This is a genomic window from Cupriavidus sp. Met-2, assembly GCF_049843575.1.
GTDB lineage: Bacteria > Pseudomonadota > Gammaproteobacteria > Burkholderiales > Burkholderiaceae > Cupriavidus > Cupriavidus metallidurans.
The window spans coordinates 14,605-38,092 of record NZ_JBBHZL010000009.1; the positions used below are offsets into that span (position 1 = coordinate 14,605).

Sequence of the window (23,488 nt, forward strand, 5' to 3'; positions counted from 1 at the left end):
CGGCAATCCCCCTGCCACATCCCAACCGTCCATGCAGCGTTCACGACTACGCGTTCCAGTTTTCACCTGGCTTGTCGGCATCCTGATGGCGATGTTCCTGGCCGGCGCCGCGCAGAGCGCCGGACTGTCGCTCGCCGCGATGACCCAAAAGGCCAACGCCCAACCCGCTTCGGCACCCCCCGCCAGCGCGCCTCTGGCGCAATCGCTCGATCAGGTCATCAATACCTTGCAGAACGACGGCGAACGACAGGCTTTGGTGAAGCAACTGCAGGCGGTGCGTACTGGCCTCGACGCATCGGCGGCGGGCGCGGCAGGGGCGGCATCGGCCGCTGGCGCCAGCGCACCCTCCCCGGGCCTGATTGGCGCCGTTGCGCAGGCCATCCAGGAAATGGACAACGCGCCGCACAAAAATAGCGGCGCAATGCATTACTGGAAGTGGCGGATGGAGTTCGCCCGCGAAGAACTGCACGATGCCCTGACGATCAAGAACACCCGCAAGGCCATCGTCTCCTGGACCGAATTCGGCACCGTGTTTGCCGGGTGGGCCATTACCGGCTGGCTGTTGCGGGAACTGGCTCGGCGATTGCGCCAGAATCGGTTGCGGCGGCCCAGAGACCACCAACTCCCGAAAATACCTTCGTGGATCGATGTCAGCCTGTACTTCGTGCGTGGCATTGGACCGTGGATCGTCGCATTCGGCCTGACGGTACTGCTCGCCTATCAAGTGTTCGGTCGCACGCCGGCCAGTGTGGGCGCCGTTCTGGTGGCCTACGCGATCTTGGCCGGCGCCGTGATGTCGGCGGTCTGCCAGGTCATCTTCACGCTGTTCCAGTCCGCGCATCGCGCACACGCCGTGCGTGACCTGATTACCCATTCCCCGATCCTGCTGTTCATCACCGGCTCACTGGCCGCGCTGGGAGAGGTCAACAGCGATCCGCGCGTGATCGCCGCGCTTGGCCTCAACCTGACGGCGTTGATCAGCACGCTGTCCAATATCCTCGCGGCGATCCTGATTGGCGTGTTTGCCGTGCGATTCCGCCGCGCCATCGGCCAGTTGATCTCGTTCCGACCGTTTGCGATTCGGCAGGAATATCCCGCGATGATGGATCTGCTGCGCCTGGCGGGTGATGCGTGGTATCTGCCCGTGCTCGCCGTAGTCGTGGCATCGGTCATCGGCACGATCATGGCCACCGGCCATGCCGACGAGTTCCTGCGGCGCGCGGTCATCACGGTGGCATTGTTCGTGACCGCCACGCTGTTGACGCTCGTGGTGGGCCGATCGCCCAAGGCAACGGTGCGCGCCCCGCGCCTGCGCGATCGGCGGCGCTCCGCGTACGTGCAGCGCTTTGGCCGCTTTGGCGCGGCGCTGATCCGCGTGGTGATCTGGATCACATTCCTGGAACTCAACGCGCGTATCTGGCAGACCTCGCTGATACGAATTGCCCAATCGACCGCCGCCGGCCGTCACATCACCGAGTCGCTGCTCGGCGTGGTCGGCGTGGTGCTGCTGGCATGGCTGGCCTGGCTGCTGATCGACACGGCCATCACCCAGACGCTTTCCCCCACGCACGGCCGCGCCGCGCAGCCCAGCCTGCGTGCCAAGACCATCCTGCCCCTCGTGCGCAATGCGTCATTCGTGAGCGTGCTCGTGGTAGCGATGATCGCGGTGCTGGCCAACCTTGGCGTCAACGTCACGCCGCTGCTCGCCGGCGCAGGTGTGGTCGGGCTGGCCATCGGCTTCGGTGCGCAAACGCTGGTGCAGGATTTGATCACCGGTTTGTTCATCGTCGTCGAAGATACGATCGCCATCGGCGATTCGATCGAGTTGCCGGACCATGTTGGCGTAGTCGAGGCCATGACGATCCGGACCGTGCGACTGCGCGACGGCAAGGGCGCCGTGCACACGCTGCCATACAGCCAGATCAAGGCGGTCAAGAACCTGTCGCGCGGCTATGCCTTCGCCGTCTTCAACATCTCGATTGCCTATCAGAGCGACTTCGAGCGAGCATTGGAGCTGGTGCGCGAAACCGGCGCCGAGGTGGCGCGCGATCATCGCTACAGCCGCAACCTGCTGTCCGGTCTGGACATCCTGGGGCTCGACCGTTTCGATCCCACCGGTCAGGTCGTGCTGGCCCAGTTCAAGACACGGCCACTCACGCAGTACGAAATCACGCGGGCCTTCAACATCCGGCTCAAGCGCAACTTCGACGCCAATGGCATTCGACTGGCCGTACCGTTCGTGACGGTGCAGGTGGATGGCAGCGGCACTGAAGAAGAGATCGCGACAGCCGCCGCGGCTGGAGCAGGCGCCGATCTCGTCACCCGAAAAGCTGGCAAGCCGGCCTGACGACGCTGCCATTGTGAGCATAGGGGCGCGCCCGCATAGGGGTGTCTCATTTATGCAATGGCGCTCCAATACATTGGACCGGAAAATTTTGAAATACAGTGGTCACGGCATTACTATCTCGCGAGCTTCCATGATGCCTGCGTGAAGACTCGTGCACCTTGTGCAGACACCCTGAAACGCAGGCGCAGCGCGGGACTCCCCCCTCCCAAGGCGGGATGTTCCAGCCTCGCGGTTTTGCACGATCATGGTGAAATGGCAGTACGGCGATATGCATCAGGGTCATCGCCGGAAGTTGCATACAAAGACATAAAAGGACCGCGCCTCGACGCAGCGGACTTGAGGAAACAGGCGTTTGCCACCGGGGGAAAATCAATATGGGCGAACACCCGTCTACCGACGACGTATTCCATCGTCTGGTCGATTGCATCTATGAGTCCGCCATGGACGTGGCGGCCATGCCTGCCGCCCTGGATCTCTTTTCCCGCTACACCGGCACCGGCAGCCCAAGCTACCTGATATGGGACAAGCTCGCGGCGCGCGCGCGCCTCGGCGTGACCCCGCACGGCTGCTTCACGAGCGCAGGCAGCATGCCTGACAACATGCGTGCCCTGCCCCCGCACCTGACAACCACAGGCGCGACACGGGCATGTGCCACGATGTCCGTCGATGGCGCCACCGCCATGCTGGCCGAGCCAGAAGCAGCGGCAGCCACCTCCATTTATGACTGCAGCGGCCTCGCGCAAGGCATCCGACTGTTCGACACCAGCGACGTGTGCGTGCTGATGAGCGCCACTCCGGCATCGTGCGACGCATTCGCGCATTGCCAGCAACGCGTGGCCCAGGTCATGCCCCACTGGGCGCGGGCAGCCCGCATGCAGCACCGCAACTTCGAACTGAGTGGCCTGGCATCGCTGGGCCTGGCCAGCCTCGACACACTCGACTTCGGCGTCATGGTTCTGCAAGCCGACATGCGGGTGCGCTACGCCAATAGCTGGGCCGAAGCACTGGTCCAGGCCGACACCAATCTCGCCCTCGACAACGGCGTGCTGCGCGCCCGCGCGGAATCGATGCAATCAGTGCTGGCGGGGCTGCTTGAGTCCGCGGTGCATGGCGGGCGCAATGGCACCGTCGCTGGCTCGTGGATGCACATCACCTCGGGCGGGCAACCGGTGCCCATCATCGTCATGCCGCTGGTATCGCGCCAACCGGTGGAAGGCCCATGGCAACTGCCGATGGCGATGATGCTGCTGGGCAACTCTGAGTCCCGATCCGTGCTCGACGCGGGCGTGCTGACCTCGTTGTTCGGTCTGTCGCGCAAGGAAAGCATCATCGCCATTCGCCTGGCCGCGGGCGAAACGCTTACGGAGATCGCCGAACGCGAGTTCCTTTCGCCGCACACCGTGCGGGTGCATATTCGGGATACGCTGCGCAAGACCGGCACGCATCGCCAGTCGGAACTGGTGCGATTGCTGCACCTGCTGCCGGGTGTGGATCTGGAACGCGCAGGGGTGTCCTCGACGGCCCGGCCCCGCGATACGCGCCGGAGGCACTAAGCCTCCGGGCGCTTTCGTCTTTCAGGCAGCGCGACGCTGGGGTTGATGGCGGCGTTCAGGCTTGCACTCGTACTTGAGTTCACGCCGCCCATCCTCGTAGGCCACTTCGAGCCTCACCGTGAAGCCCCATAGCCGCGTCACGTGTCGCACCACCTCGTCGAAATTCTGCGCCAGCGGCCTGCGGTCGTTCTGCAGGTGACGCAGCGTGAGCGAGCGGTCTCCACCGATATCCACATTCGTCACCTGGATGTTCGGCTCCATGTTCGACAGATCGTACTGATTGGCCAGCAGATGGCGAATCTCGCGATAGCCTTCGTCGTCATGGATGGCCGTCACGCGCAACTTCCCTTCGCGGTCGTCATCAAGCACCGAGAACAGCTTGAGTTCGCGGATCACGCGCGGCGACAGGAACTGCAGCAGGAAGCTCTCGTCCTTGAAGTTACGCATGGCGAAGTCAAGCGTCTGGCGCCAGTCGCTGCCCGCGATCTCGGGCGCCCAGCGCCGGTCTTCCTCGGTCGGGTTCTCGCACATCCGACGAATATCCTGGAACATCAGGAAACCGAGGGTGTACGGGTTCAGGCCGCTGTAATACTGGCTGTGGTACGGCGGCTGATAGATGACGTTGGTATGCGCCTGCAACAGCTCGAGCATGAACGCGTCATTGACGAGCTTTTCCTCATAGAGCTGATGGATGATGGTGTAGTGCCAGAACGTGGCCCAGCCTTCGTTCATGACCTTGGTCTGGCGCTGAGGATAGAAATACTGCGCGATCTTGCGCACGATGCGCACAATTTCACGCTGCCACGGCTGCAGCTTTGGCGCGTTCTTCTCGATGAAGTAAAGCAGGTTCTCCTGCGGCTCCGGCGGGAAGATCGCTTCCAGCTCGAGTGCCTCTTCTTCCTGCCGCAGCGCGTGCGGCCTATGCTTGGGCAGCGTGCGCCACAAGTCATTGACCTGCATCTGCAGATAGCTCTCGCGTTCGGCCTGACGGGCCTGCTCCTCGGTGATCGACAGCTTTTTGGGCCGCTTGTAGCGGTCCACGCCGTAGTTCTGCAGCGCGTGGCAGGAATCCAGCAGCAACTCCACTTCCTGCTCGCCATAACGCTGCTCGCATTCCGCCACGTAGTTCTTGGCGAACAGCAGGTAGTCAATGATGGCGTCCGCGTTGGTCCAGGTGCGGAACAGGTAGTTGCCCTTGAAGAACGAATTATGGCCATAGCAGGCGTGCGCGATGGTCAGCGCCTGCATCGGCATCGTGTTCTCCTCCATCAAGTACGCGATGCATGGATTGGAGTTGATCACGATTTCGTAGGCCAGCCCCATGTACCCGCGCTGATATCCGCGTTCCGAGGCCAGGAAGTGCTTGCCGTACGACCAATGGTTGTAGCCGACCGGCAGACCCGACGATGCATAGGCATCCAGCATCTGCTCGGCGGTGATGATTTCGATCTGGTTCGGGTAAGTGTCGAGGCCGAAATCTCCGGCAATGCGGGCGATCTCGCGGTCGTAGCGCTGGATGAGCTCGAAAGTCCACTCCGAGCCCGTCGATAGATAGGCCATAGGCTTCCCCAGTATTCCCGGCGACGTTACCGGGCAGCTACCTGCCGGGCCACGCGGCCCGCTTCTGAAAGAGGTCGTGCAACACGGGATAGATCTCGTCAGCACCGATGATGCGCTGCATCGCGAAGTGCTCGAACTCGCCCTTCACCGTGAGGTACTCCTCCCAGAGATTCTGCGGTTCTTCCGAAGCCACCTCCACGTAGGCGTAATACTGCACAAGCGGCAGGATCGACTCGCGCAACAGGCGCCCGCAAAGCTCCGAATCGCCGGCCCAGTTGTCACCATCGGACGCCTGGGCGCAGTAGATGTTCCATTGGCTCGGCGGATACCGATCGTGAATCACCTCGACCATCAGCTTGAGCGCGCTCGAGACCACGGTACCACCGGACTCGCGCGAATGGAAGAAGTCCTCCTCGTCGACTTCCTTGGCCACCGTGTGATGGCGGATGAACACCACGTCGATGCGCTCGTAGTTCCGCTTCAGGAACAGGTAGAGCAGCATGAAGAAGCGCTTGGCCAGATCCTTGCGGCTTTCATCCATCGAGCCCGACACGTCCATCAGACAGAACATCACCGCCTGCGCCTGCGGACGCTTCTTGAGCACGCGATTGTTGTAGCGCAGATCCAGCTTCTCGATGAACGGCACCCGATCCACCTGGGCGCGCAGATGGCGCATCCTCTCCATCAGCGCCTCCGCCTTCTCGGAGTACGGATCCTTCTCGACTTCGTCGTTGTATTCGAGCTCGAGCTCGCGCAGGCGCTTGAGATAGGGGCTCGACAAGGCAATGCGCCGCCCGAGCGAACTGCGCATCGTGCGCAGGATCGAGAGATTCGATGGCGTGCCGTCGATCGAGAAGCCAGCGCGCACCTTGCGCACTTCGGCGATCTTGGCGAGGTGACGCTTGGCCAGGTCTGGCAGCGCCATGTCCTCGAAGAAGAAGTTCAGGAAATCCTCGCGCGACAGCGTGAAGACGAAGTCGTCCTCGCCCTCGCCACTATCGCTGGCGCGAGACCCGCCGCCGCCGCCACCCTGTTGCTGGCGGTCGAAGCTGTCGCCCCTGACGAACTTCTTGTTGCCCGGGTGAATCCACTCGCGCCGGCCACCCTGGCCGTGATGAAAAATCGGCTCGGAGATGTCCTTGACCGGAATGGACACCTGCCCGCTCTGCTCGATGTCCATGATCTTCCGACCGGACACCGCCTTCGCCACCGCTTGCCTGATCTGCTCGCGGTAGCGTTTGATGAAGCGTTGCTGATTGACGGCGCTCTTGTTGCCGCCGTTCTCCCGCCGATCGATGACCGTAGCCATAAGCCGCTCGCCCGTCTTGTTGAGACGCCAAACCAGAGCGTCAGGATCGGGAGCCGCCCAGGTGTCTCGGCGGCTCCGGGGACCGCGTCCGGTGGACTACGACGACTTCCTGACGCGCAGATACCACTCCACCAAAAGTCGAACCTGCTTGGGTGTGTATCCTTTCTCGACCATGCGGTTGATGAAGTTTTCGTGCTTGTCCTGATCTTCCCGCGACGATTTCGCATTGAACGAGATCACCGGCAGCAGATCCTCTGTCGTGGAGAACATGCGCTTTTCGATCACCATCCGCAGCTTTTCGTAGCTGGTCCAGACTGGGTTCTTGCCACCATTGTTGGCACGCGCCCGCAGCACGAAGTTGACGATCTCGTTACGGAAGTCCTTCGGGTTCGAGATACCCGCCGGTTTTTCCACCTTCTCAAGTTCGTCGTTCAGCGCGTTGCGGTCCAGGATCTCGCCGGTATTGGGGTCGCGATACTCCTGGTCCTGTATCCACAGATCGGCGAACACCACGTAGCGATCGAAGATGTTCTGCCCGTACTCGGAATACGACTCCAGGTAAGCGGTCTGGATCTCCTTGCCGATGAACTCCACGTACGGCGTGGTCAGATACTCCTTGATATACGACATCAACTTGGCTTCCTGCTCCGGCGGGAACTGCTCGCGCTCGATCTGCTGTTCGAGCACATAGAGCAGATGCACCGGATTGGCAGCCACTTCGGTGTTGTCGAAGTTGAACACCTTGGAAAGCACCTTGAACGCGAAACGCGTGGATAACCCGTTCATGCCTTCGTCGATGCCGGCATAGTCGCGATACTCCTGGTACGACTTGGCCTTTGGATCCACGTCCTTCAAGCTTTCGCCATCGTAGACGCGCATCTTCGAGAAGATGTTCGAATTCTCCGGCTCCTTGATCCGCGTGAGCACCGCGAACTGCGCCATCATCTTCAGCGTGTTCGGCGAGCACGGCGCGGCCGAGAGTGAACTGCTGCGCAGCAGCTTGTCGTAGATCTTTACCTCGTCGGAGACACGCAGGCAGTATGGCACCTTGACGATATAGATCCGGTCCAGGAAGGCCTCGTTGTTCTTGTCGGCCTTGAAGGTGGTCCATTCCGCTTCGTTCGAGTGCGCGAGGATGACGCCATCGAACGGAATCGCGCCGAAGCCCTCGGTACCCTTGTAGTTGCCTTCCTGCGTGGCGGTCAGCAACGGGTGCAGCACCTTGATCGGCGCCTTGAACATTTCCACGAACTCGAGCAGACCGCGGTTGGCCAGGCAAAGGCCACCGGAATACGAGTAGGCATCCGGGTCATCCTGCGGAAAATCCTCGAGCTTGCGGATATCGACCTTGCCCACCAGCGACGAGATGTCCTGGTTGTTTTCATCGCCCGGCTCGGTCTTGGAAATCGCGATCTGCGCCAGCACCGACGGGCGCAGCTTCACCACCCGGAACTTGGTGATGTCGCCATTGAATTCGTTTAGTCGTTTGACGGCCCACGGCGACGGAATGGTATTCAGGTAGCGGACCGGAATGCCATAGTCTTCCTCCATGATCTTGCCGTCCTCATCGGCCGAAAACAGCCCGAGTGGCGATTCATGGATCGGTGAGCCCTTGAGCGCGTAGATGGGGATCTCTTCCATCAGCGCCTTGAGTTTCTCGGCGAGAGACGACTTGCCGCCTCCGGGTGGCCCGAGCAGATACAGGATCTGCTTGCGCTCTTCCAGCCCCTGCGCTGCGTGCTTGAAGAACGAGACGATCTGTTCGATCGTGTCCTCCATGCCATAGAAGTCGCGGAACGCCGGGTAGACCCGTATGACCTTGTTGAAGAAAAGCCGGGACAGGCGCGGATCGTGGTGGGTGTCCACCAGCTCGGGCTGTCCGATTGCGGAGAGCATTCGCTCGGCAGCGGTCGCGTAGGCAGTAGGATCCTTCTTGCAGATCTCCAGGTACTCCTGGATGCTGTATTCCTCTTCCTTGCGTGCTTCGAAGCGTGTGGCGTAGTGGCCAAAAATGTCCATACCTCACTCCCGTCTGAGAAACACTCCGAGGCGAAGGCAGTGCTGCTCCCCCCGAAAGACTTCGCGGCAATCTTGCCTTCCACCACCCCGGCATGGCGGAGCTGCCATGTTGCGAAATCTTTACTTCATCATAGTCAAATAACGGCGAACGTGGACCGTGAGTTGACGATAGATATCGTCTGTCCGGTGATGGCGTTGCACGTCATCGTCATGCTCACTATTACCGGACACCTCGTCGTCCTATTCCGCAGCGACGGGCCATTGACCATGCTTGTGACACACCTTACACCTTTCCCGCACTATGTGCACGACGCGGTGTGTAACTCGCCCACCCAATATCGTTACGACAAATACCGTTGCGCAACGCGTTCGGCATCGACACAACAACGCCTTCACACGCCTTCGCGCAACGCGCCCATCGCGCGCGTCAGACACATCGCGAGCAATGATTGCGCGCACAGCAAGATCATGTCCACGCGGCCAGCAGGGTCACGATCATCGCCGCCTCACAACGCGTTGACGACTATCGCTGCGACATACCGTCGCGTCTTTCGTTCAACGTTTTCCGCATTAGCACTTTCGAATGACGAGTGCTAACCGGCGCCGGCAAGAGTCGTGTCGACATATCGACGTATCGCGCGTATGCACCTGTTCAGTGTTTTCGCTATCACCAGCAGCAATCGTCACGCACTTCCCAAGTGCGCGCGCCCTGACGCCGGTACTAACGATAAAGGAGTGAGCAGAATGCGTGCCACATCGGGCACGCATGTATGGACGCGTCGCGCTGCAATGCAGCATCAACGGAAAACGGAAGGCGGGCCGGCCTCTGGATCAGCCTGAATTCGATCCAGGCCGGCCTCGGGACTCGGTCAGATCGGGTCCCAGTTGATGACGTCGGGCGAGCGGTCGAGCTTGAAGAAGCTGCCACGCATTGCGGGCATGGCGATCTCCGCGACGGTTTCCGGCGTCCAGCCTTCGCCGATATGGACCGAGCGCACCGGGCGCGACTGGCTCATCAGCATGATCTCGTTGGCACGCACCGCGAAGATCTGGGCATTCACGTCCTTGGCCGCGTCGCTGGCCAGGAACACGGCCACCGGAGCGATCTTGCCGGCTTCCATCTTCTGCAGACGGGCCACGCGCTCCTTCTCCGCAGGCGTCTCGGCCGGGATCGAGCTGGTCATGCGGCTCCAGGCGAACGGCGCGATGCAGTTCGAGCGCACATTGAAACGGGCCATGTCCAGCGCGATCGATTTGGACAGCGCGGCGATGCCCAGCTTGGCCGCGGAGTAGTTAGCCTGACCCAGGTTGCCGATCAGCCCCGACGTCGACGTCATGTTGACGTAGGCGCCGCTCTCCTGATCCTTGAAATAGTTGGCTGCCGCACGGCTGACGAAGAAGGTGCCGTGCAGGTGCACGTCGATCACCGAGCGCCATTCTTCCTCGTTCATCTTGAAGAACATGCGATCGCGCAGGTTGCCGGCGTTGTTGACCACGGCGTCGATGCGACCGAAGGTGTCGAGCGCGCATTGCACGATGGCGTTGCCGCCAGCCCAGGTCGAAACGGAATCGGTATTGGCCACGGCCTGGCCGCCGGCCGCGCGGATTTCCTCGACCACGCGCTGCGCGGGGCCGGCATCGCCGCCTTCGCCGCTCATCGACACGCCCAGGTCATTGACCACCACACGAGCGCCAGCCGCCGCCATGCCCAGGGCAATGCCTCGTCCGATACCGCCACCGGCGCCCGTTACCACCACTACCTTGCCTTCCATCATTCCGCTCATCGTATCCTCCATTGGCTTGCTGTCTGCACGGACAGGGAAGCCTGCCCGTTTTATTGCAGAGCTGGATACGATAAATTGGCGGCCGAAACTTTGGAATTCATGAATCACAAAAGTGGGCTTCGTGCCCGCCGAAGCCATGCACTACGACCTGACCGACCTGCGGCTGTTTCTGAACGTGGGAGAAACAGAGAACATCACACGCGCGGCCGAGCGCAGCTTTCTCTCGCTGCCCGCGGCCAGCGCCCGCATCAAGCAGCTTGAAGAGGCGTTCCAGACCCAGTTGCTGATCCGCCAGGTGAAAGGCGTGCGCCTCACTCCGGCTGGCGACGCCCTGCTGCGCCACGCGCGCGAGGTGTTCCGGGAGCTCGAATGCCTGCACTCGGACCTGCGCCCCTATGCCAAGGGCGTCAAGGGCCGCGTGCGCCTCCTGGCCAACACCACGGCCACCAACTCGTTCCTGGCCCACGCGCTGTCGCGCTTCCTGTCGGAGAACCCGGACGTCGACATCGAGCTGGAGGAACACCTTTCGGCCGACATCGTCTCGGCCATCGGCACGGGGGCGGCGGACCTTGGCATCGTGGCGGGAGAAGTCGCCACCGCCGACCTGGACACAATGCAGCTTTGCAGCGACGAACTGATCGTGATCGCCCCTGTCAACCATCCGCTGCCCGCCTTCAAGACACTGCGGTTCGCCGAACTGCTCGATAGTTGCCGCTTTGTGGGGCTGAATCAGTCGTCGGCGATCCAGTCCTTCCTGGACCGCATCGCCAGCGGTATGGGCAAACGGATCAGCCTGCGCATCCAGGTGGGCAGCTTCGACGCGGTGTGCCGCATGGTGGAAGCCGGCGCCGGCATCGCCATCGTGCCGAACAGTTGCGCGCGGCGCTACGCCAGCCGCAAGGTACTGCGTTTCATCCGGCTGGAAGACGACTGGGCGCGACGCGAGTTGCAACTCGTGCGCCGGCCGGGACGGGAACTGCCCCAGTTCGCGGAAACGCTGATTCAGTATCTGGTGGATGCGGCCCGGGAGCCGGTGTAGGTGTTTCCCCCCTCAATCCGCCTTAGTCCGCCTTCACGCCAGCCGCCTTGATAATCGGCGACCACTTGTCGATCTCCGAGGCCAGCCACGTGCGCAGCCCTTCCGGCGTCTGCTTGTCCTCGGGCACGATCACCGCGCCCAGATCCTGCATACGCGCCGCAACGGCCGGGTCCTTCAGCGCCGCGCGCAACGCGCCGTTGAGCTTGTTGATCACGGCAGGCGGCGTGCCCTTGGGCGCGTAGATCCCGTGCCAGACCTTGACTTCGAAGCCCTTCAGGCCGCCTTCGCGCAGCGTCGGCGCGTTCGGTAGCGCGGGAATGCGCTCAGCCGTGGTCACGCCGTACAGCTTGACCTTATCAGCCTTGATATGGGTAAGCGTCTGCGTGGTCTGGTCGCACAGCACATCCACCTGACCACCCAGCAGCGCAGTCATCGCCGGCGCGGTGCCCTGGTATGGGATCGTCTGCACATCCACGCCGATCGCCTTCTGGAACAGCATCCCGCACAACTGCGACACCGCGCCCAGCCCCGCGTTGGCCAGGTTCACCTTGTTCTGGTTCTTCTGGATGTAGGTCACCAGCTCGGGCAGGTTGTTGGGCGGCAGATCGTGGCGTCCCAGCAGCGTCATCGGCACATCCGCCACCTGGCCCACGAAGCTGAAGTCGGTCAGCGGCTTGTACGGCAGCTTCGAGTAGAGCGCCGGCGCGGTGGCCATGCCGTTATGGTGAATCAGGATCGTGTAGCCGTCCGGCGCGGCCTTGGCCACGTACGCAGCGGACACCGTGCCGCCGGCACCCAGACGGTTCTCCACCACCACGCTCTGGCCCAGCGTCTTGGACATCGCCGCCGCCACCGAGCGCGCCACGACGTCCGTCGGGCCACCCGCCGCGAATGGCACGACCATCACGATGGGCTTGGAGGGGTAGGCATCATTCGCTCGGCCCTGGCCGGGAACAGCCACCGCCACGGCTGCTAGCGCGAGTGCCGCCCACGTCATGCCTCGCCACTTGCTGGTACCGATGGCTGGCAACTGCGGGAATGTGGTCATACGCTGTCTCCTGAATGCGCGCGTCATACGCGTCTGGTTTCTGGGATTCGAGTAGCGCGCAGCGTGAATCCACTGACCCGGCGGCACAATTCGGCTTTGCCGAAGGGGGGGCGAGGGCATGAAAAAGTCGCGGGATAACCCGCATCCACGCCAGTCCGCGCCCCCCGTCACACCCCTGGGACATCCCTAAGCCGGAACCGAAGTCGCGCTTCCGCAAATGCGAATGTCACTGCTCCGACCGGTCGGGAATAATGCGCCTACTCGATACTGACGGACATTGCCATGCATGCTGCACAGGACCAAGACCTGATTTACCCGGAAATCCGCGAGGCCGTACGTGACCTCTGCAAGCAATTCGATTCGGCCTATTGGCAACGCATCGAGGAACACAGCGCATTTCCGGAGGAGTTCGTCCAGGCGCTGACCCACGCCGGCTGGCTGTCCGCGCTGATTCCCGAGGCATACGGTGGCTCCGGCCTGCCGCTGACCGCAGCCTCCGTGATCATGGAAGAGATCAACCGCAACGGCGGCAACTCGGGGGCGTGCCACGGTCAGATGTACGTGATGGGCTGCCTGCTGCGCCACGGCTCAGAGGCGCAGAAGCAGCGCTGGCTGCCCGGCATCGCTTCGGGCGAGTTGCGCATGCAGTCGATGGCCGTGACCGAACCGACCACCGGTACCGATACCACCAAGCTCAAGACCACGGCAGTGCGGCGCGGCGACAAGTACGTGATCAACGGCCAGAAGGTCTGGATCTCGCGCGTCCAGCATTCCGACCTGATGCTGCTGCTGGCACGCACCACGCCGCTGGACCAGGTGAAGAAGAAGTCCGAAGGTCTGTCGGTGTTCGTCGTCGACTTGCGCGAAGCGATTGGCAACGGCCTGACGGTCCAGCCGATCCGCAACATGGTCAACCACGAAACCAATGAGCTGTTCTTCGATAACCTCGAAATCCCGGCCGAAAACCTGATTGGCGAGGAAGGCAAGGGACTCAAGTACATCCTCGACGGCCTGAATGCCGAACGTATCCTGATTGCCGCCGAGTGCATCGGCGATGGCTACTGGTTCGTCGAACGCGCCAGCAGCTACGCCCGCGAGCGGATCGTGTTCGATCGCCCGATCGGCCAGAACCAGGGCGTGCAGTTCCCGATCGCGCGTTCGTTCGTCAATGTGGAAGCCGCCAGTCTGATGCGTTACAAGGCCGCCCAGCTGTTCGACGCAGGCAAGCCCTGCGGCAAGGAAGCCAACATGGCGAAGCTGCTGGCCGCCGATGCTTCATGGGAAGCGGCCAACGTCTGCCTGCAGACGCACGGTGGATTCGGCTTTGCCGCCGAGTACGACATCGAACGCAAGTTCCGTGAAACGCGCCTGTACCAGGTGGCGCCGATCTCGACCAACCTGATCCTGTCGTTCGTCGCCGAACACGTTCTCGAACTGCCCCGCTCGTTCTGATACCTGCCATGTCCGACATCGATACCCGCTATCCGACCCGCCAGCTCTGCGAGTTTCTCGCGCGGTTCACGCTCGCCGATGTGCCGTCGCCCGTCGTCGAGCGCACCAAGGATCTGTTCCTCGACTGGATCGCATCAGCCATCGCCGGCAAGGACGCGCCCGCCGTGCGGCGCATCCAGGAGTTCGCCGCCGCGATGGGCCCGGCCACAGGCCAGGCCGAGGTCTTCGTCGACCGCCGTCGCACATCGCCCTATTTCGCTGCGCTGATCAACGGCGCCTCGTCACACGTGGTCGAGCAGGATGACGTCCACAACGGCTCGGTGCTTCACCCCGCCGCAGTCGTGTTCCCGGCCGTTGTTGCCGCCGCGCAGGCGGAAGGCAAAACTGGCGCGGAAGTGCTGCTAGCCTCGATCGCCGGCTACGAAGCAGGCATCCGCATCGGCGAGTTCATGGGCCGCTCGCACTACCGCGTGTTCCACACCACCGGCACCGTCGGCACGCTGGCCGCTGCTGCGGCAGTCGCCAAGCTGTACGGACTCGATGCCGAAGGTATCAACCAGGCACTGGGTTCCGCCGGCACGCAGGCCGCCGGCCTGTGGGAATTCCTGCGCGACGCCGCGGATTCGAAGCAACTGCACACGGCCAAGGCCGCCGCCGATGGCCTGCAGTCTGCCTGGCTGGCACGCGCGGGTTTCACCGGCGCGCGCCAGATCCTGGAAGGCGCGCAGGGCATGGCAGCGGGGATGTCCAGCGACGCCAATCCGGCGGCGCTGACCGATGGCCTCGGCACGCGCTGGGCCACGGCGGAAACCTCGTTCAAGTTCTTCGCGTCGTGCCGCCACACGCATCCGGCCGCGGACGCGCTGAAGGCGCTGATGCTGCGCGAAGGACTGCAAGCCGACCAGATCGCCGCCGTCACGGCGCACGTCCATCAGGGCGCAATCGACGTGCTTGGCCCGGTGGTCAACCCGGCAACGATCCATCAGGCCAAGTTCTCGATGGGCACGGTGCTCGGCCTGGTCGCCGTGCACGCCCATGCGGGCCTGGGCGAGTTCGAGCAGCATTCGTTGAAGGATGCGCAGGTCTCGGCGTTCCGCGACAAAGTTACGATGGAGCTCGACGAGGAGATCAACGCGGCCTATCCGCGCCAGTGGATCGGCCGCGTGACGGTGCGCACCACCGACGGCCGTACGCTCCAGGCGCGTGTCGACGTGCCCAAGGGTGACCCCGACAACACGCTGTCGCGTCCCGAACTCGAGGCAAAGGCCATCCAGCTTGGCGCGTTCCGCCACGGCGCGACCGAAGCCGAGATGCGCGCGATCATCGCGCGCGTCTGGCAGCTCGACCGCGAAGCCAACGTCAACGACTGGCTGCCCGCCGCCCGCTGATTACCACGAGAGCCTGCGAGATCGACATGACCACCCCTACCCTCGAACAACTGCGCGAGTGGATCGGCCGCACCGAATCCCGCACCGAAACGCTCGCCGCGGAACCGGTGCAAGGGCTGGCGGCCACCTTCGACCTGGATGGTGACGCGCTCGTCAGCCAGCCGCTGCCACCGCTGTGGCACTGGCTCTATTTCCTGCCGCGCGCGCCGCAGCACGAAATCGGCGTGGACGGACATCCCGCGCTTGGCGGCTTCCTCCCGCCGGTACCGTTGCCGCGCCGCATGTGGGCCGGTAGCGAAGTGACGTTCAAACGCGGCCTGCGCGTGGGCGAAACCGTGACGAAGACATCGACCATCACCGATGTCCAGCACAAGTCTGGCCGCACCGGCGAACTCTGGTTCGTGACCGTCGATCACGAGCTCAGCGTCAACGGCGAAACCGCGCTGAACGAGCGTCATGACATCGTCTATCGCGCCATGCCCGAGCGCGGCCAGCCGCAACCGCCGCGTCCGCGACTGGCGCACACCGCGCAGTTCGGCCGGTCACTCAAGGCCGATCCGGTGCTGCTGTTCCGCTATTCGGCGCTCACGTTCAACGGCCACCGCATTCACTACGATCTCGACTACGTGCGCGACGTGGAGGGCTACCCGGGCCTGATCGTGCATGGACCGATGCAGGCGATGCTGATGCTTGAACTGCTGCGGCACGAGCGCCCCGACGCGCGCGTGAAGCGCTTCGGCTTCCGCGGGCTTGCGCCGCTGTTCCATCTGGATACGGTCACCGTCGGTGGCATGGACGATGCGGAGACCCCCGGGAAGGTGATTCTGTGGACCGGCGACGATGCCGGCGGCCAGGCAATGGCGGGCTGGGCGGAAGTGGAAGGTTGACGGAAGGTTCGCTCCCCTCTCCCGCCAAGCGGGAGAGGGGCGCCGTCAATCTGCGAGGAATTCCCCTCAGATCACCAGCTCGATCAGGAACGGGCCCTTGCGCTGGTTGGCCATGCGGAACAGGTCGGCGAACGTCTCCATGTTCTCCGCACGCGCAGCTTCCACGCCCATACCGTTGGCCATCTTGACCCAGTCCAGATCCGGGTTGCCGAGGTCGAGCATATCCAGCGCGGTCTTGCCGGGATTGGCACCCACACCCGCCAGCTCGCCCAGCAGGATCGCGTACTTGCGATTGGCCAGCAGCACGATGGTCACATCAAGCTTTTCACGCGCCATGGTCCACAGCGACTGCAGCGTGTACATGCCCGATCCATCGGCCTGCAACGCCACCACGCGGCGGTCCGGTGCCGCGATTGCAGCGCCCGTGGCAAGCGGCAGGCCAGCGCCAATCGCGCCGCCGGTCAGTTGCAGCCAGTCGTGTGGCGCGGCATGGACCGTGCCGGGATAGAACGCGCGGCCGAAGCTCACACTCTCTTCCACCACTACGGCCTGATCGGGCAACAGCGCGGTCAGCGTCTGCGCCACCGCCTCGGATGTCACCGCACCCTTTGCCGGCTCCGCCGTGATGTGGGCCGAGGCCGGCAGCGGAGCATTACGCGCACCCAATTCGTCCGACAGGCGGGCCAATGCCTCGCCCAGATCTTCTTCGGGCCGGGCCAGCACGTGGATGACGGCATCCTCGGGGTACGGACGCGGCGACTTGCCCGGATAGGCGAAGAACGTCACCGGTGCGGCCGCGCCGACCAGGATCACATTGCGGATACCCGCCAGCTTCTGGCGTGCCACGTCACCGGAGTACGGAATACGGTCGACGGCCAGATGGCCGCGTCCACGCGTCACGCGCGAATTCGACATCGGCGTGATCAGCCGCGCATCGGTGGCGGCGGCAATCCGGTGCGCATCGGCCAGGGCGCCAGCGCGCAAGGCGTTGCCCGCCAGCACGATCAGCGTGGGCTGGCCGCTGCGCAGCACGCGCGCGGCGTTCTGCACGGCATCGGGCGACACCTTCGGCACGGCCAGCGCCGGCAGCGGCGCGGCCACCTTGCCACCCGCATCCCAGCAAACATCCGATGGCAAGATCAGGCTTGCCACGCCACCCGGCGCGGAAGTCGCGGCCTGCACCGCCGCGGCGGCATCGGCACCAACCGACGCCGCATGGGTAGCGGTACGCGTCCAGACCGAAACGGGGCGCGCCCAACCTTCGGTATCCGCGGTCAGCGGCGCGTCGAGCGGACGATGATAGGTGGCCTGATCACCGATGATGTTGATGATCGGTGTCTGCGCGCGGCGCGCGTTGTGCAGGTTGGCCAGGCCGTTGGCCAGTCCCGGGCCGCAGTGGAGCAGCGTGGCGGCCGGCTTGTCGGCCATGCGCGCGTAGCCATCGGCCGCGCCAGTGACCACGCCTTCGAACAAGCCCAGCACGCATTTCATGCCGGGAATCCGGTCCAGCGCCGCCACGAAATGCATTTCGCTGGTGCCGGGGTTGGCAAAGCAGGTATCGACGCCGCAAGCCAGCAGCGTCTTCACCAGGCTTTCCGCGCCGTTCATCGTGTCTTGAGTCTCCATTGCAGGTTCCGTATTTGGTGGGTGTTGTCAGGAATGGGGGGCGAGCAGATCGAAATCCAGGCAGACATACTCGGTCGGGAACTCGATCCGTGCGTAATAGACGATCACGTCGTCGACGCAGGCAAAACGCCGCAGTTCAGCCACGGGGGCGCCCACGGCCAGTTCGAGCGCGCTGGCGGATTCGGCACCGGCCGGAACGATCGATAGCCGCTGCCGCGCGGCATTGACCTTGAGGCCGGGAAATCGGTCGAGCACCGGCACCGACGCGCCGTGGCGGAAAGCCTCGGGGTCGCGCGCGAAGACATCGGCTGCGATATAGACCTCGCCCACGGCAAACGGTCTTCCATCGGTGCGATGAGCGCGGTGCAGGAAATGGTAGGCATCGGCGCGACGGCCGTCGCAGGGCATGCCCAGGTCATCAGGCAGCGGCACATCGGCGGTGGATTCGACGATGGCCTCCGTGGACAGCTTGTCGCCGACGGCCACGGCCTGGTTCCAGTTGATCGGCAACGCCATTCGCCGGCATTCACGGCCGCCCGCCTTGACGAACGTCCCCCGGCCGCGCGAGCGCTCGACCAGCCCTTCCTCGTCCAGACGGGAAAGGGCGTTGTGCATGGTCATGCGCGCCACGCCGTACTGACGGCAGAGCGCTTCGAGGGAAGGAATCTGTTCACCCGGCCGCCACGCGCCGCTTTCGATCTGTCGTCGAAAGATCGTGGCCAGCTGTAGATAGACGGGTTCGCGGCTGCGAGAGAGGAGGTCGTTGGCGTCCGGCATACGAAACGCGCCGGCATTCAGCCGGCGCGCCAAGTCAATATCGGACTCTATTAAAAGTCTAGCTAGCTAGACTACTAGGGTTTACCACGACCACGCTTTTCAATACGCGATCAGGCAGCGACGGCTGCGGCAACAGGAAGTTGGGGATCGTTGCCGGCGGGGACCGCGTCGGCACGGAGCCAGTCCGCCACCGTCGCGCGCACCGCTTCGGCAAATGCCTGCTTGCGGCGCCAGGCCGACCGCTTCTTGGAAGGAATCTCCGCAATATCGCGTTGTGGCTGGCAGATCGGCACATCGACGTTGCCATCCGCAAGCGACGCGCCGTGGTACTCCGCCCAGAAGCCTTCGTAGTCAGCCAGGATTTCACGCGGCGTGTTGCGCTGCCTGCTAACGTGATTGGCGCGGGACACCCCCACCACACGCCGGGCGCCAACGTGTGCGGCGAACGCCAGCAACGCCTCCATCACGACATCCTTGGGCCGCAGGCCTTCGCTGGCCTTGGTGGCAAGGCGAATCCATTCACGGCTCTGCTCGCCCATCGGCCCCTGCAGGCCGCCGACATAGATTTCCGGGCCGTGGTCGCCACGCCTGAGATAGAAGCTCAGCTGCGTCAGGCAAACCCCGGTCTCGATATCGGTCCAGTAGAAAGCCAGCTCGCCTTCCTTGGGATTCGGGCCGGAATCGGCCAGGCGAAGCTCGTAGCGCCCATCCTCGGACATCCACCGGAGTCCGCCGGACAGATAGATTCGATCGCAGACGCAAACGGGCAGTGCGGATTCGGCCAGCACGTAGTGGTCCACCACCAACCTCGCCCGGTCACCAAAGCCCAGACCCAGCGCGCCAAGCGGCCGGAATGGCTTCTCCAGCATCAACGGCCGCGCCACCACCACCCGCTGCAGCAGCGGCGAGGAAGCTGCGGCGCGCAGCCACGACCGCGCCGAACCGGCCCGCACGGCCGACAGCGCAATCAGCTTGGCACGCCGCGTCAACCACTTGCGGCTGCCCGCCGGATAACAGAAAGCGGATATCGACGCTACGGAAGCGAGATATCGCAGGTAGTACGCCGGATAAAGGTCAACAAGCCCCCCCGCACGGGCGTGGACGAGCCCCTGCAAGTACGACACTGGTTCATGCACGACTGACTGCTCCCCTTGTATGGCACACACCGCCCTGGCTCGGGCTTGGCGCGCGCGGATTCAACCCTGGCCCCATGCGATACGCGCGCTGAGGCTTGCGAGCCGGCCCGTCTCATTAAAATGTGATGTGGGGAACGCAGGCCTGATCTCGTAATATTTCGTAACGCCTTGAAATATTATCGGTTGACGCCGTTACAAGATAGAGACGATTTCCCTAAGAAAGGAGGGTGACAAGGTTCGGCCGACGCCTTTTTTCACGGCCACTTGCGCAACAGCCGCCGCCCGGCCATTCGCTCATTCGCTAGCCCCGGGCAGGCTCCCCCGCCCCCCGCGCGCTTGCCAGGGCCGCGGCCTGCTCCATCAGAAAATCCACGAACACCCGGACCCTCGACGGCAGCAGGCGCCCGTGCGGGTACATCAGACTGACTGGCCGTGACCGGCCAGCAAATGGCTGCAGGACCTCGACCAGCGTGCCGTCGGCCAAGTCCCGTTCGACGATAAATCGGTAGGTTTGGAACAGACCGGCACCAGACCTGGCCAGGGTGACGCCGGCAAGCACGTCCTCGGCGCACAGATAATGGCTTTCCGTGGCCAGCACCTCCCGTTCACGGCCGCCATCCATAAACAGCCACGCGATCGGCCGGCCACTGCTGGGCAGATCGAACTGAATGCACTCGTGCTGCTGCAAATCCTCCAGGGCCTGCGGCCGTCCGGCCCGCTTCAGATACCCAGGGCTTGCCACCACCACCAGTTCCGCATCCTCCAGATGGCGCGAGACCATCGTCGAATCCGGCTGCGCGCGGAACCGGATCGCCACATCGAAGTTCTCCTCGTGGAAATCGATATTGCGGTTGCCGATCTGGACCTCGAACCTGAGGAGAGGAAACCGCTCGCGCAAGGCGGGCAGCAAGGGCAGCAGCCGGTAGTGCCCGTAGGTCGTCGGCGCGCTGATACGCAGGGTGCCCGAAGGCTGGACCTGCTCGCCCGTGACCTTGCGCTCGGCCTCGATCAACTGGTTGAGCGCGCCACGGCATTGCTCGAAGTAGCTCCTGCCGCCCTCGGTCAGCCGGATGCTGCGCGTGGACCGCACAAAGAGGCGCACGCCCAGGCGCTTCTCCAGCCGTGAGATCGAGCGGCTTACGGCCGCCGGCGTGACCCCGGCGGTGTTGGCAGCGGCGGTGAAGCTACCGGCTTCGGCCGCGAGGCAAAACAGCTCGATGCTGCCGAGCAGGACGTCGTCGAAGTGCCTGTGCATATTTATTACTCCATGTAACAGGACAAGTGTACATAACCCCGTTTTTTGCTTTTTGATGCCGGAATAGAGTGTGTTCAACCGGAGGCGGCACTGCAAACGCTACGCCGGCCCCGTCACCCATCTCTCTGGAGAACATCATGAGCAACACGCATCCCACCGTCATCATCACTGGCGCCACCAGCGGCATCGGCCTGGGTCTGGCCAAGGCCTTTCTGAAGGAGGGGTACAACGTGGTCGGCACCGGCCGCTCGCAGGAACGCCTGCAAGCCACGGCCGCGCAGTTGGACGCCGGCGAACGCTTCGTTGGCGTGGCTGGCGACGTCGCGCTCCCGGACACCGCGCGCGAAGTCTTCGCGCAGGCCATTGCGCGCTTCGGTCATGTCGACGTGCTGGTCAACAACGCCGGCATCTTCTCCGCCAAGCCTTTCGTGCAGTTCACGCCCGAGGAAATCGAGCTACAGATCGCGACAAACCTGAAGGGCACGCTGTATCCCTCCCAGGAAGCCGCGCGGCATATGAGCGAGCGCCGGCAAGGCAAGATCATCAACATCACCGCATCGATCGCGCTGCAGCCGCACGCCGGCGTGCCGGCTCTGCTGGCCGTGGCACTCAAGGGCGGCCTCAATCAGGCCACCCGAGCCCTGGCGCTGGAACTGGCGCCGTTCGGCGTCACCGTGAATGCAGTCGCGCCCGGCGTGACGGACACCCCGATGCACGCAGCGGAAACTCACGACGCCCTGGGTCGCCTGCATCCACTGGGCCGCATTGCCCGCATCGACGAGATCAACGCCGCCGTGCTCTACCTCGCCAAGGCGGACTTCGTATCCGGCACCGTGCTGGCAGTAGACGGCGGCTACAGCGCCGGCCGCTGAATGGTCTTGTGCCGCCGTCGCCGCGCCCCTTGCGAGCCACGGCGGCCCCTGCCCCAACCGTCACCGTCCCGTGATCATCACCGGAGCCACCTCGTGATCCATGCCAACTCGTTCGATACCTTCGTGCTGCAACGGCTCGCGGCGCGCGGCCTGATGCTGCCCGATCCGCCCCGGCCCTTGGGCAACTACACCGCCGTCAGCCAGGCAGGCGACCTGCTCTTTGTTTCCGGACAATTGCCGCTGGCCAACGGCAAGGTCGTCTGGCAGGGGCAGGTCGGCAGGGACCTGACCCTGGAAGAAGGCCAGCGCGCCGCCGTGCTGGCCGCGCTCAACGTACTGGCCCAGATCCACGCGTACCTGGGTGGCTTCGACCGACTGGATCACATCGTGCGGGTGGAAGGCCATATCGCCAGCGCGGAAGGATGGCTGCAGCAGCCGGCGGTCATCGATGGCGCCTCCGATCTGCTCGTGGATGTGCTGGGCGCAAGGGCTGGCCATGCGCGGACCATCTCCTCGCATTTCCAGCAGCCCGGCAATGCGGCGGTCATCCTCGTGGTGATCGCCCAGATCGGCGCCCAATGAAAAAGGGCCGGCAAACGCCGGCCCCGGGGTAGTACTGCAGTCTCCGAAAAACCTAGTGGGGGACGGAATCGAGGCCCGTCTCCTTCACAACCGTCTGGGCGGCCGGCGCAGCCATGTAGTCGAGCAACGCCTTTGCCAGCGCGGGGTGTGCAGCGTTGACAGGAATCCCGCCGGCGAAACGCGTGATCGACTGCACGTCCTCGGGGATGCGTCCGGCGAAACTCACACCAGGCACCGGCAACAGCTCGCTCACCTGCTGGAAACCGATCTCGTACTCGCCATTGGCGACGACCGAGGCCACCGGGGTCTTCTCGATCTTCTTCGCCTTGGCGCCCAGTACCTCCGGCTCACCAAGCCGCTTGAACAGTTCACGCTGAACGTAAACGCCGCTGGCGCTATCGGAATAGGCAATCGACTTCGCCTGCATCAGCGCGCGACGCAGCGCGTCCACGGTACGGATATCGGGCACCACCTCGCCCTGCCGCACCACCATGCCGATGCGCGAATCAGCCAGTTCGACGCGCGACTTCGGATCGACTACACCCTTCTTGATCAGATCGTCTAGCGCGTAGCCGACCATGATCACCACGTCGGCCTGCTCGCCGCGCGCCAGCCGGTTCGGAATGGCTTCCGGTGATTGCCCCATCGACGGCCCAAGCGTCGTCTCCAGCGTGTTGCCGCTCTCCCCGGCGAATTGCGGACCCAGGATCTTGTAGGCGGCCGTGAATCCGCCCGATGTCATCACGCGAATGTCCTCGGCCTGGGCGGTCGAGGCGAATAGCGTCGCAACCGCGGCGCACGCGCCGACCCATGTCCTGATCATGTTTTATGTCTCCATTGTCGTCGCGGTAGGG

General features: G+C 63.7%; 18 protein-coding genes. 8 read left to right on the top strand and 10 right to left on the bottom strand.

Features of this window, described 5'->3' with window-relative positions:
• Window positions 1–31: 31 nt before the first annotated feature.
• Window positions 32–2,347, top strand: coding sequence for a mechanosensitive ion channel family protein (locus tag WD006_RS18925; protein ID WP_029308884.1), 2,316 nt, complete (start codon window positions 32–34; stop codon window positions 2,345–2,347).
• A gap of 374 nt (window positions 2,348–2,721) precedes the next feature.
• Window positions 2,722–3,900, top strand: coding sequence for a helix-turn-helix transcriptional regulator (locus tag WD006_RS18930; protein WP_011518421.1), 1,179 nt, complete (start codon window positions 2,722–2,724; stop codon window positions 3,898–3,900).
• Between the two features lie 21 nt (window positions 3,901–3,921).
• Here WD006_RS18930 and WD006_RS18935 read toward each other — a convergent pair whose 3' ends face one another.
• From WD006_RS18935 to WD006_RS18950, 4 genes are all read right to left on the bottom strand, one after another.
• Complete coding sequence (locus WD006_RS18935; protein ID WP_011518420.1) at window positions 3,922–5,460, bottom strand: SpoVR family protein; 1,539 nt, start codon at window positions 5,458–5,460, stop codon at window positions 3,922–3,924.
• Between the two features lie 37 nt (window positions 5,461–5,497).
• The gene (locus tag WD006_RS18940; protein WP_011518419.1) at window positions 5,498–6,769 is read right to left on the bottom strand and encodes a YeaH/YhbH family protein; all 1,272 of its coding nucleotides are present in this window, start codon (window positions 6,767–6,769) and stop codon (window positions 5,498–5,500) included.
• Window positions 6,770–6,865: 96 nt separating this feature from the next.
• The gene (locus WD006_RS18945; protein ID WP_008647020.1) at window positions 6,866–8,788 is read right to left on the bottom strand and encodes a PrkA family serine protein kinase; all 1,923 of its coding nucleotides are present in this window, start codon (window positions 8,786–8,788) and stop codon (window positions 6,866–6,868) included.
• A gap of 869 nt (window positions 8,789–9,657) precedes the next feature.
• On the bottom strand, window positions 9,658–10,572 hold the full coding sequence (locus tag WD006_RS18950) for an SDR family NAD(P)-dependent oxidoreductase (protein ID WP_029308883.1): 915 nt from the start codon (window positions 10,570–10,572) through the stop codon (window positions 9,658–9,660).
• A gap of 136 nt (window positions 10,573–10,708) precedes the next feature.
• On the opposite strand from WD006_RS18950, the gene WD006_RS18955 reads away from it, so the two are divergent.
• Entirely contained in the window at window positions 10,709–11,611 is a 903-nt protein-coding gene (locus WD006_RS18955) for a LysR substrate-binding domain-containing protein (RefSeq protein ID WP_011518416.1), read from the top strand.
• Between the two features lie 22 nt (window positions 11,612–11,633).
• Here WD006_RS18955 and WD006_RS18960 read toward each other — a convergent pair whose 3' ends face one another.
• Entirely contained in the window at window positions 11,634–12,659 is a 1,026-nt protein-coding gene (locus WD006_RS18960) for a tripartite tricarboxylate transporter substrate-binding protein (RefSeq protein WP_104669932.1), read from the bottom strand.
• A 282-nt stretch (window positions 12,660–12,941) separates the two neighbouring features.
• Here WD006_RS18960 and WD006_RS18965 point away from each other — a divergent pair, with 282 nt between their 5' ends.
• Genes WD006_RS18965 through WD006_RS18975 form a run of 3 tightly spaced genes read left to right on the top strand, consistent with a single transcriptional unit; the run spans window position 12,942 to window position 16,386 of the window.
• A complete protein-coding gene (locus WD006_RS18965; RefSeq protein ID WP_011518414.1) occupies window positions 12,942–14,111 on the top strand; it encodes an acyl-CoA dehydrogenase family protein in 1,170 nt (389 codons plus the stop codon).
• An 8-nt stretch (window positions 14,112–14,119) separates the two neighbouring features.
• Complete coding sequence (locus tag WD006_RS18970) at window positions 14,120–15,499, top strand: MmgE/PrpD family protein (RefSeq protein ID WP_011518413.1); 1,380 nt, start codon at window positions 14,120–14,122, stop codon at window positions 15,497–15,499.
• A gap of 26 nt (window positions 15,500–15,525) precedes the next feature.
• On the top strand, window positions 15,526–16,386 hold the full coding sequence (locus WD006_RS18975; protein ID WP_011518412.1) for an FAS1-like dehydratase domain-containing protein: 861 nt from the start codon (window positions 15,526–15,528) through the stop codon (window positions 16,384–16,386).
• A 66-nt stretch (window positions 16,387–16,452) separates the two neighbouring features.
• On the opposite strand, the gene WD006_RS18980 is transcribed toward WD006_RS18975, so the two are convergent.
• The 4 genes from WD006_RS18980 to WD006_RS18995 all read right to left on the bottom strand — a co-directional run bounded on the left by WD006_RS18980 (window position 16,453) and on the right by WD006_RS18995 (window position 21,180).
• The gene (locus WD006_RS18980) at window positions 16,453–17,994 is read right to left on the bottom strand and encodes an acetolactate synthase large subunit (protein ID WP_029308881.1); all 1,542 of its coding nucleotides are present in this window, start codon (window positions 17,992–17,994) and stop codon (window positions 16,453–16,455) included.
• 45 nt (window positions 17,995–18,039) lie between these two features.
• Window positions 18,040–18,789, bottom strand: a complete 750-nt coding sequence (locus WD006_RS18985) for a GntR family transcriptional regulator (protein ID WP_011518410.1) — start codon at window positions 18,787–18,789, stop codon at window positions 18,040–18,042.
• A gap of 110 nt (window positions 18,790–18,899) precedes the next feature.
• The gene (locus WD006_RS18990; protein WP_029308880.1) at window positions 18,900–19,925 is read right to left on the bottom strand and encodes a VirK/YbjX family protein; all 1,026 of its coding nucleotides are present in this window, start codon (window positions 19,923–19,925) and stop codon (window positions 18,900–18,902) included.
• Between the two features lie 301 nt (window positions 19,926–20,226).
• Window positions 20,227–21,180, bottom strand: a complete 954-nt coding sequence (locus tag WD006_RS18995) for a LysR family transcriptional regulator (protein WP_029308879.1) — start codon at window positions 21,178–21,180, stop codon at window positions 20,227–20,229.
• A 137-nt stretch (window positions 21,181–21,317) separates the two neighbouring features.
• Here WD006_RS18995 and WD006_RS19000 point away from each other — a divergent pair, with 137 nt between their 5' ends.
• Window positions 21,318–22,052 (top strand): SDR family NAD(P)-dependent oxidoreductase, encoded by a 735-nt coding sequence (locus WD006_RS19000; protein WP_011518407.1) that lies wholly within the window; start codon window positions 21,318–21,320, stop codon window positions 22,050–22,052.
• Window positions 22,053–22,145: 93 nt separating this feature from the next.
• Window positions 22,146–22,634 carry a RidA family protein gene (locus WD006_RS19005; RefSeq protein ID WP_227874007.1) on the top strand — a complete coding sequence of 163 codons (489 nt, stop codon included), beginning with the start codon at window positions 22,146–22,148 and terminating at the stop codon, window positions 22,632–22,634.
• Window positions 22,635–22,686: 52 nt separating this feature from the next.
• On the opposite strand, the gene WD006_RS19010 is transcribed toward WD006_RS19005, so the two are convergent.
• Window positions 22,687–23,457: a substrate-binding domain-containing protein gene (locus WD006_RS19010; protein ID WP_029308877.1), complete on the bottom strand. Its 771-nt coding sequence runs from the start codon at window positions 23,455–23,457 to the stop codon at window positions 22,687–22,689.
• Window positions 23,458–23,488: the final 31 nt, after the last annotated feature.

What these genes read in the sequence shown, in the direction of transcription:
- WD006_RS18960 (WP_104669932.1), bottom strand. Translation starts at nt 12,659, where the DNA reads ATGACCACATTCCCGCAGTTGCCAGCCATCGGTACCAGCAAGTGGCGA.
- WD006_RS18980 (WP_029308881.1), bottom strand. Translation starts at nt 17,994, where the DNA reads ATGAACGGCGCGGAAAGCCTGGTGAAGACGCTGCTGGCTTGCGGCGTC.
- WD006_RS18925 (WP_029308884.1), top strand. Translation starts at nt 32, where the DNA reads ATGCAGCGTTCACGACTACGCGTTCCAGTTTTCACCTGGCTTGTCGGC.
- WD006_RS18955 (WP_011518416.1), top strand. Translation starts at nt 10,709, where the DNA reads ATGCACTACGACCTGACCGACCTGCGGCTGTTTCTGAACGTGGGAGAA.
- WD006_RS18985 (WP_011518410.1), bottom strand. Translation starts at nt 18,789, where the DNA reads ATGCCGGACGCCAACGACCTCCTCTCTCGCAGCCGCGAACCCGTCTAT.
- WD006_RS18995 (WP_029308879.1), bottom strand. Translation starts at nt 21,180, where the DNA reads ATGCACAGGCACTTCGACGACGTCCTGCTCGGCAGCATCGAGCTGTTT.
- WD006_RS18930 (WP_011518421.1), top strand. Translation starts at nt 2,722, where the DNA reads ATGGGCGAACACCCGTCTACCGACGACGTATTCCATCGTCTGGTCGAT.
- WD006_RS18950 (WP_029308883.1), bottom strand. Translation starts at nt 10,572, where the DNA reads ATGAGCGGAATGATGGAAGGCAAGGTAGTGGTGGTAACGGGCGCCGGT.
- WD006_RS19000 (WP_011518407.1), top strand. Translation starts at nt 21,318, where the DNA reads ATGAGCAACACGCATCCCACCGTCATCATCACTGGCGCCACCAGCGGC.
- WD006_RS18940 (WP_011518419.1), bottom strand. Translation starts at nt 6,769, where the DNA reads ATGGCTACGGTCATCGATCGGCGGGAGAACGGCGGCAACAAGAGCGCC.
- WD006_RS18945 (WP_008647020.1), bottom strand. Translation starts at nt 8,788, where the DNA reads ATGGACATTTTTGGCCACTACGCCACACGCTTCGAAGCACGCAAGGAA.
- WD006_RS18935 (WP_011518420.1), bottom strand. Translation starts at nt 5,460, where the DNA reads ATGGCCTATCTATCGACGGGCTCGGAGTGGACTTTCGAGCTCATCCAG.
- WD006_RS18965 (WP_011518414.1), top strand. Translation starts at nt 12,942, where the DNA reads ATGCATGCTGCACAGGACCAAGACCTGATTTACCCGGAAATCCGCGAG.
- WD006_RS18970 (WP_011518413.1), top strand. Translation starts at nt 14,120, where the DNA reads ATGTCCGACATCGATACCCGCTATCCGACCCGCCAGCTCTGCGAGTTT.
- WD006_RS19010 (WP_029308877.1), bottom strand. Translation starts at nt 23,457, where the DNA reads ATGATCAGGACATGGGTCGGCGCGTGCGCCGCGGTTGCGACGCTATTC.
- WD006_RS18975 (WP_011518412.1), top strand. Translation starts at nt 15,526, where the DNA reads ATGACCACCCCTACCCTCGAACAACTGCGCGAGTGGATCGGCCGCACC.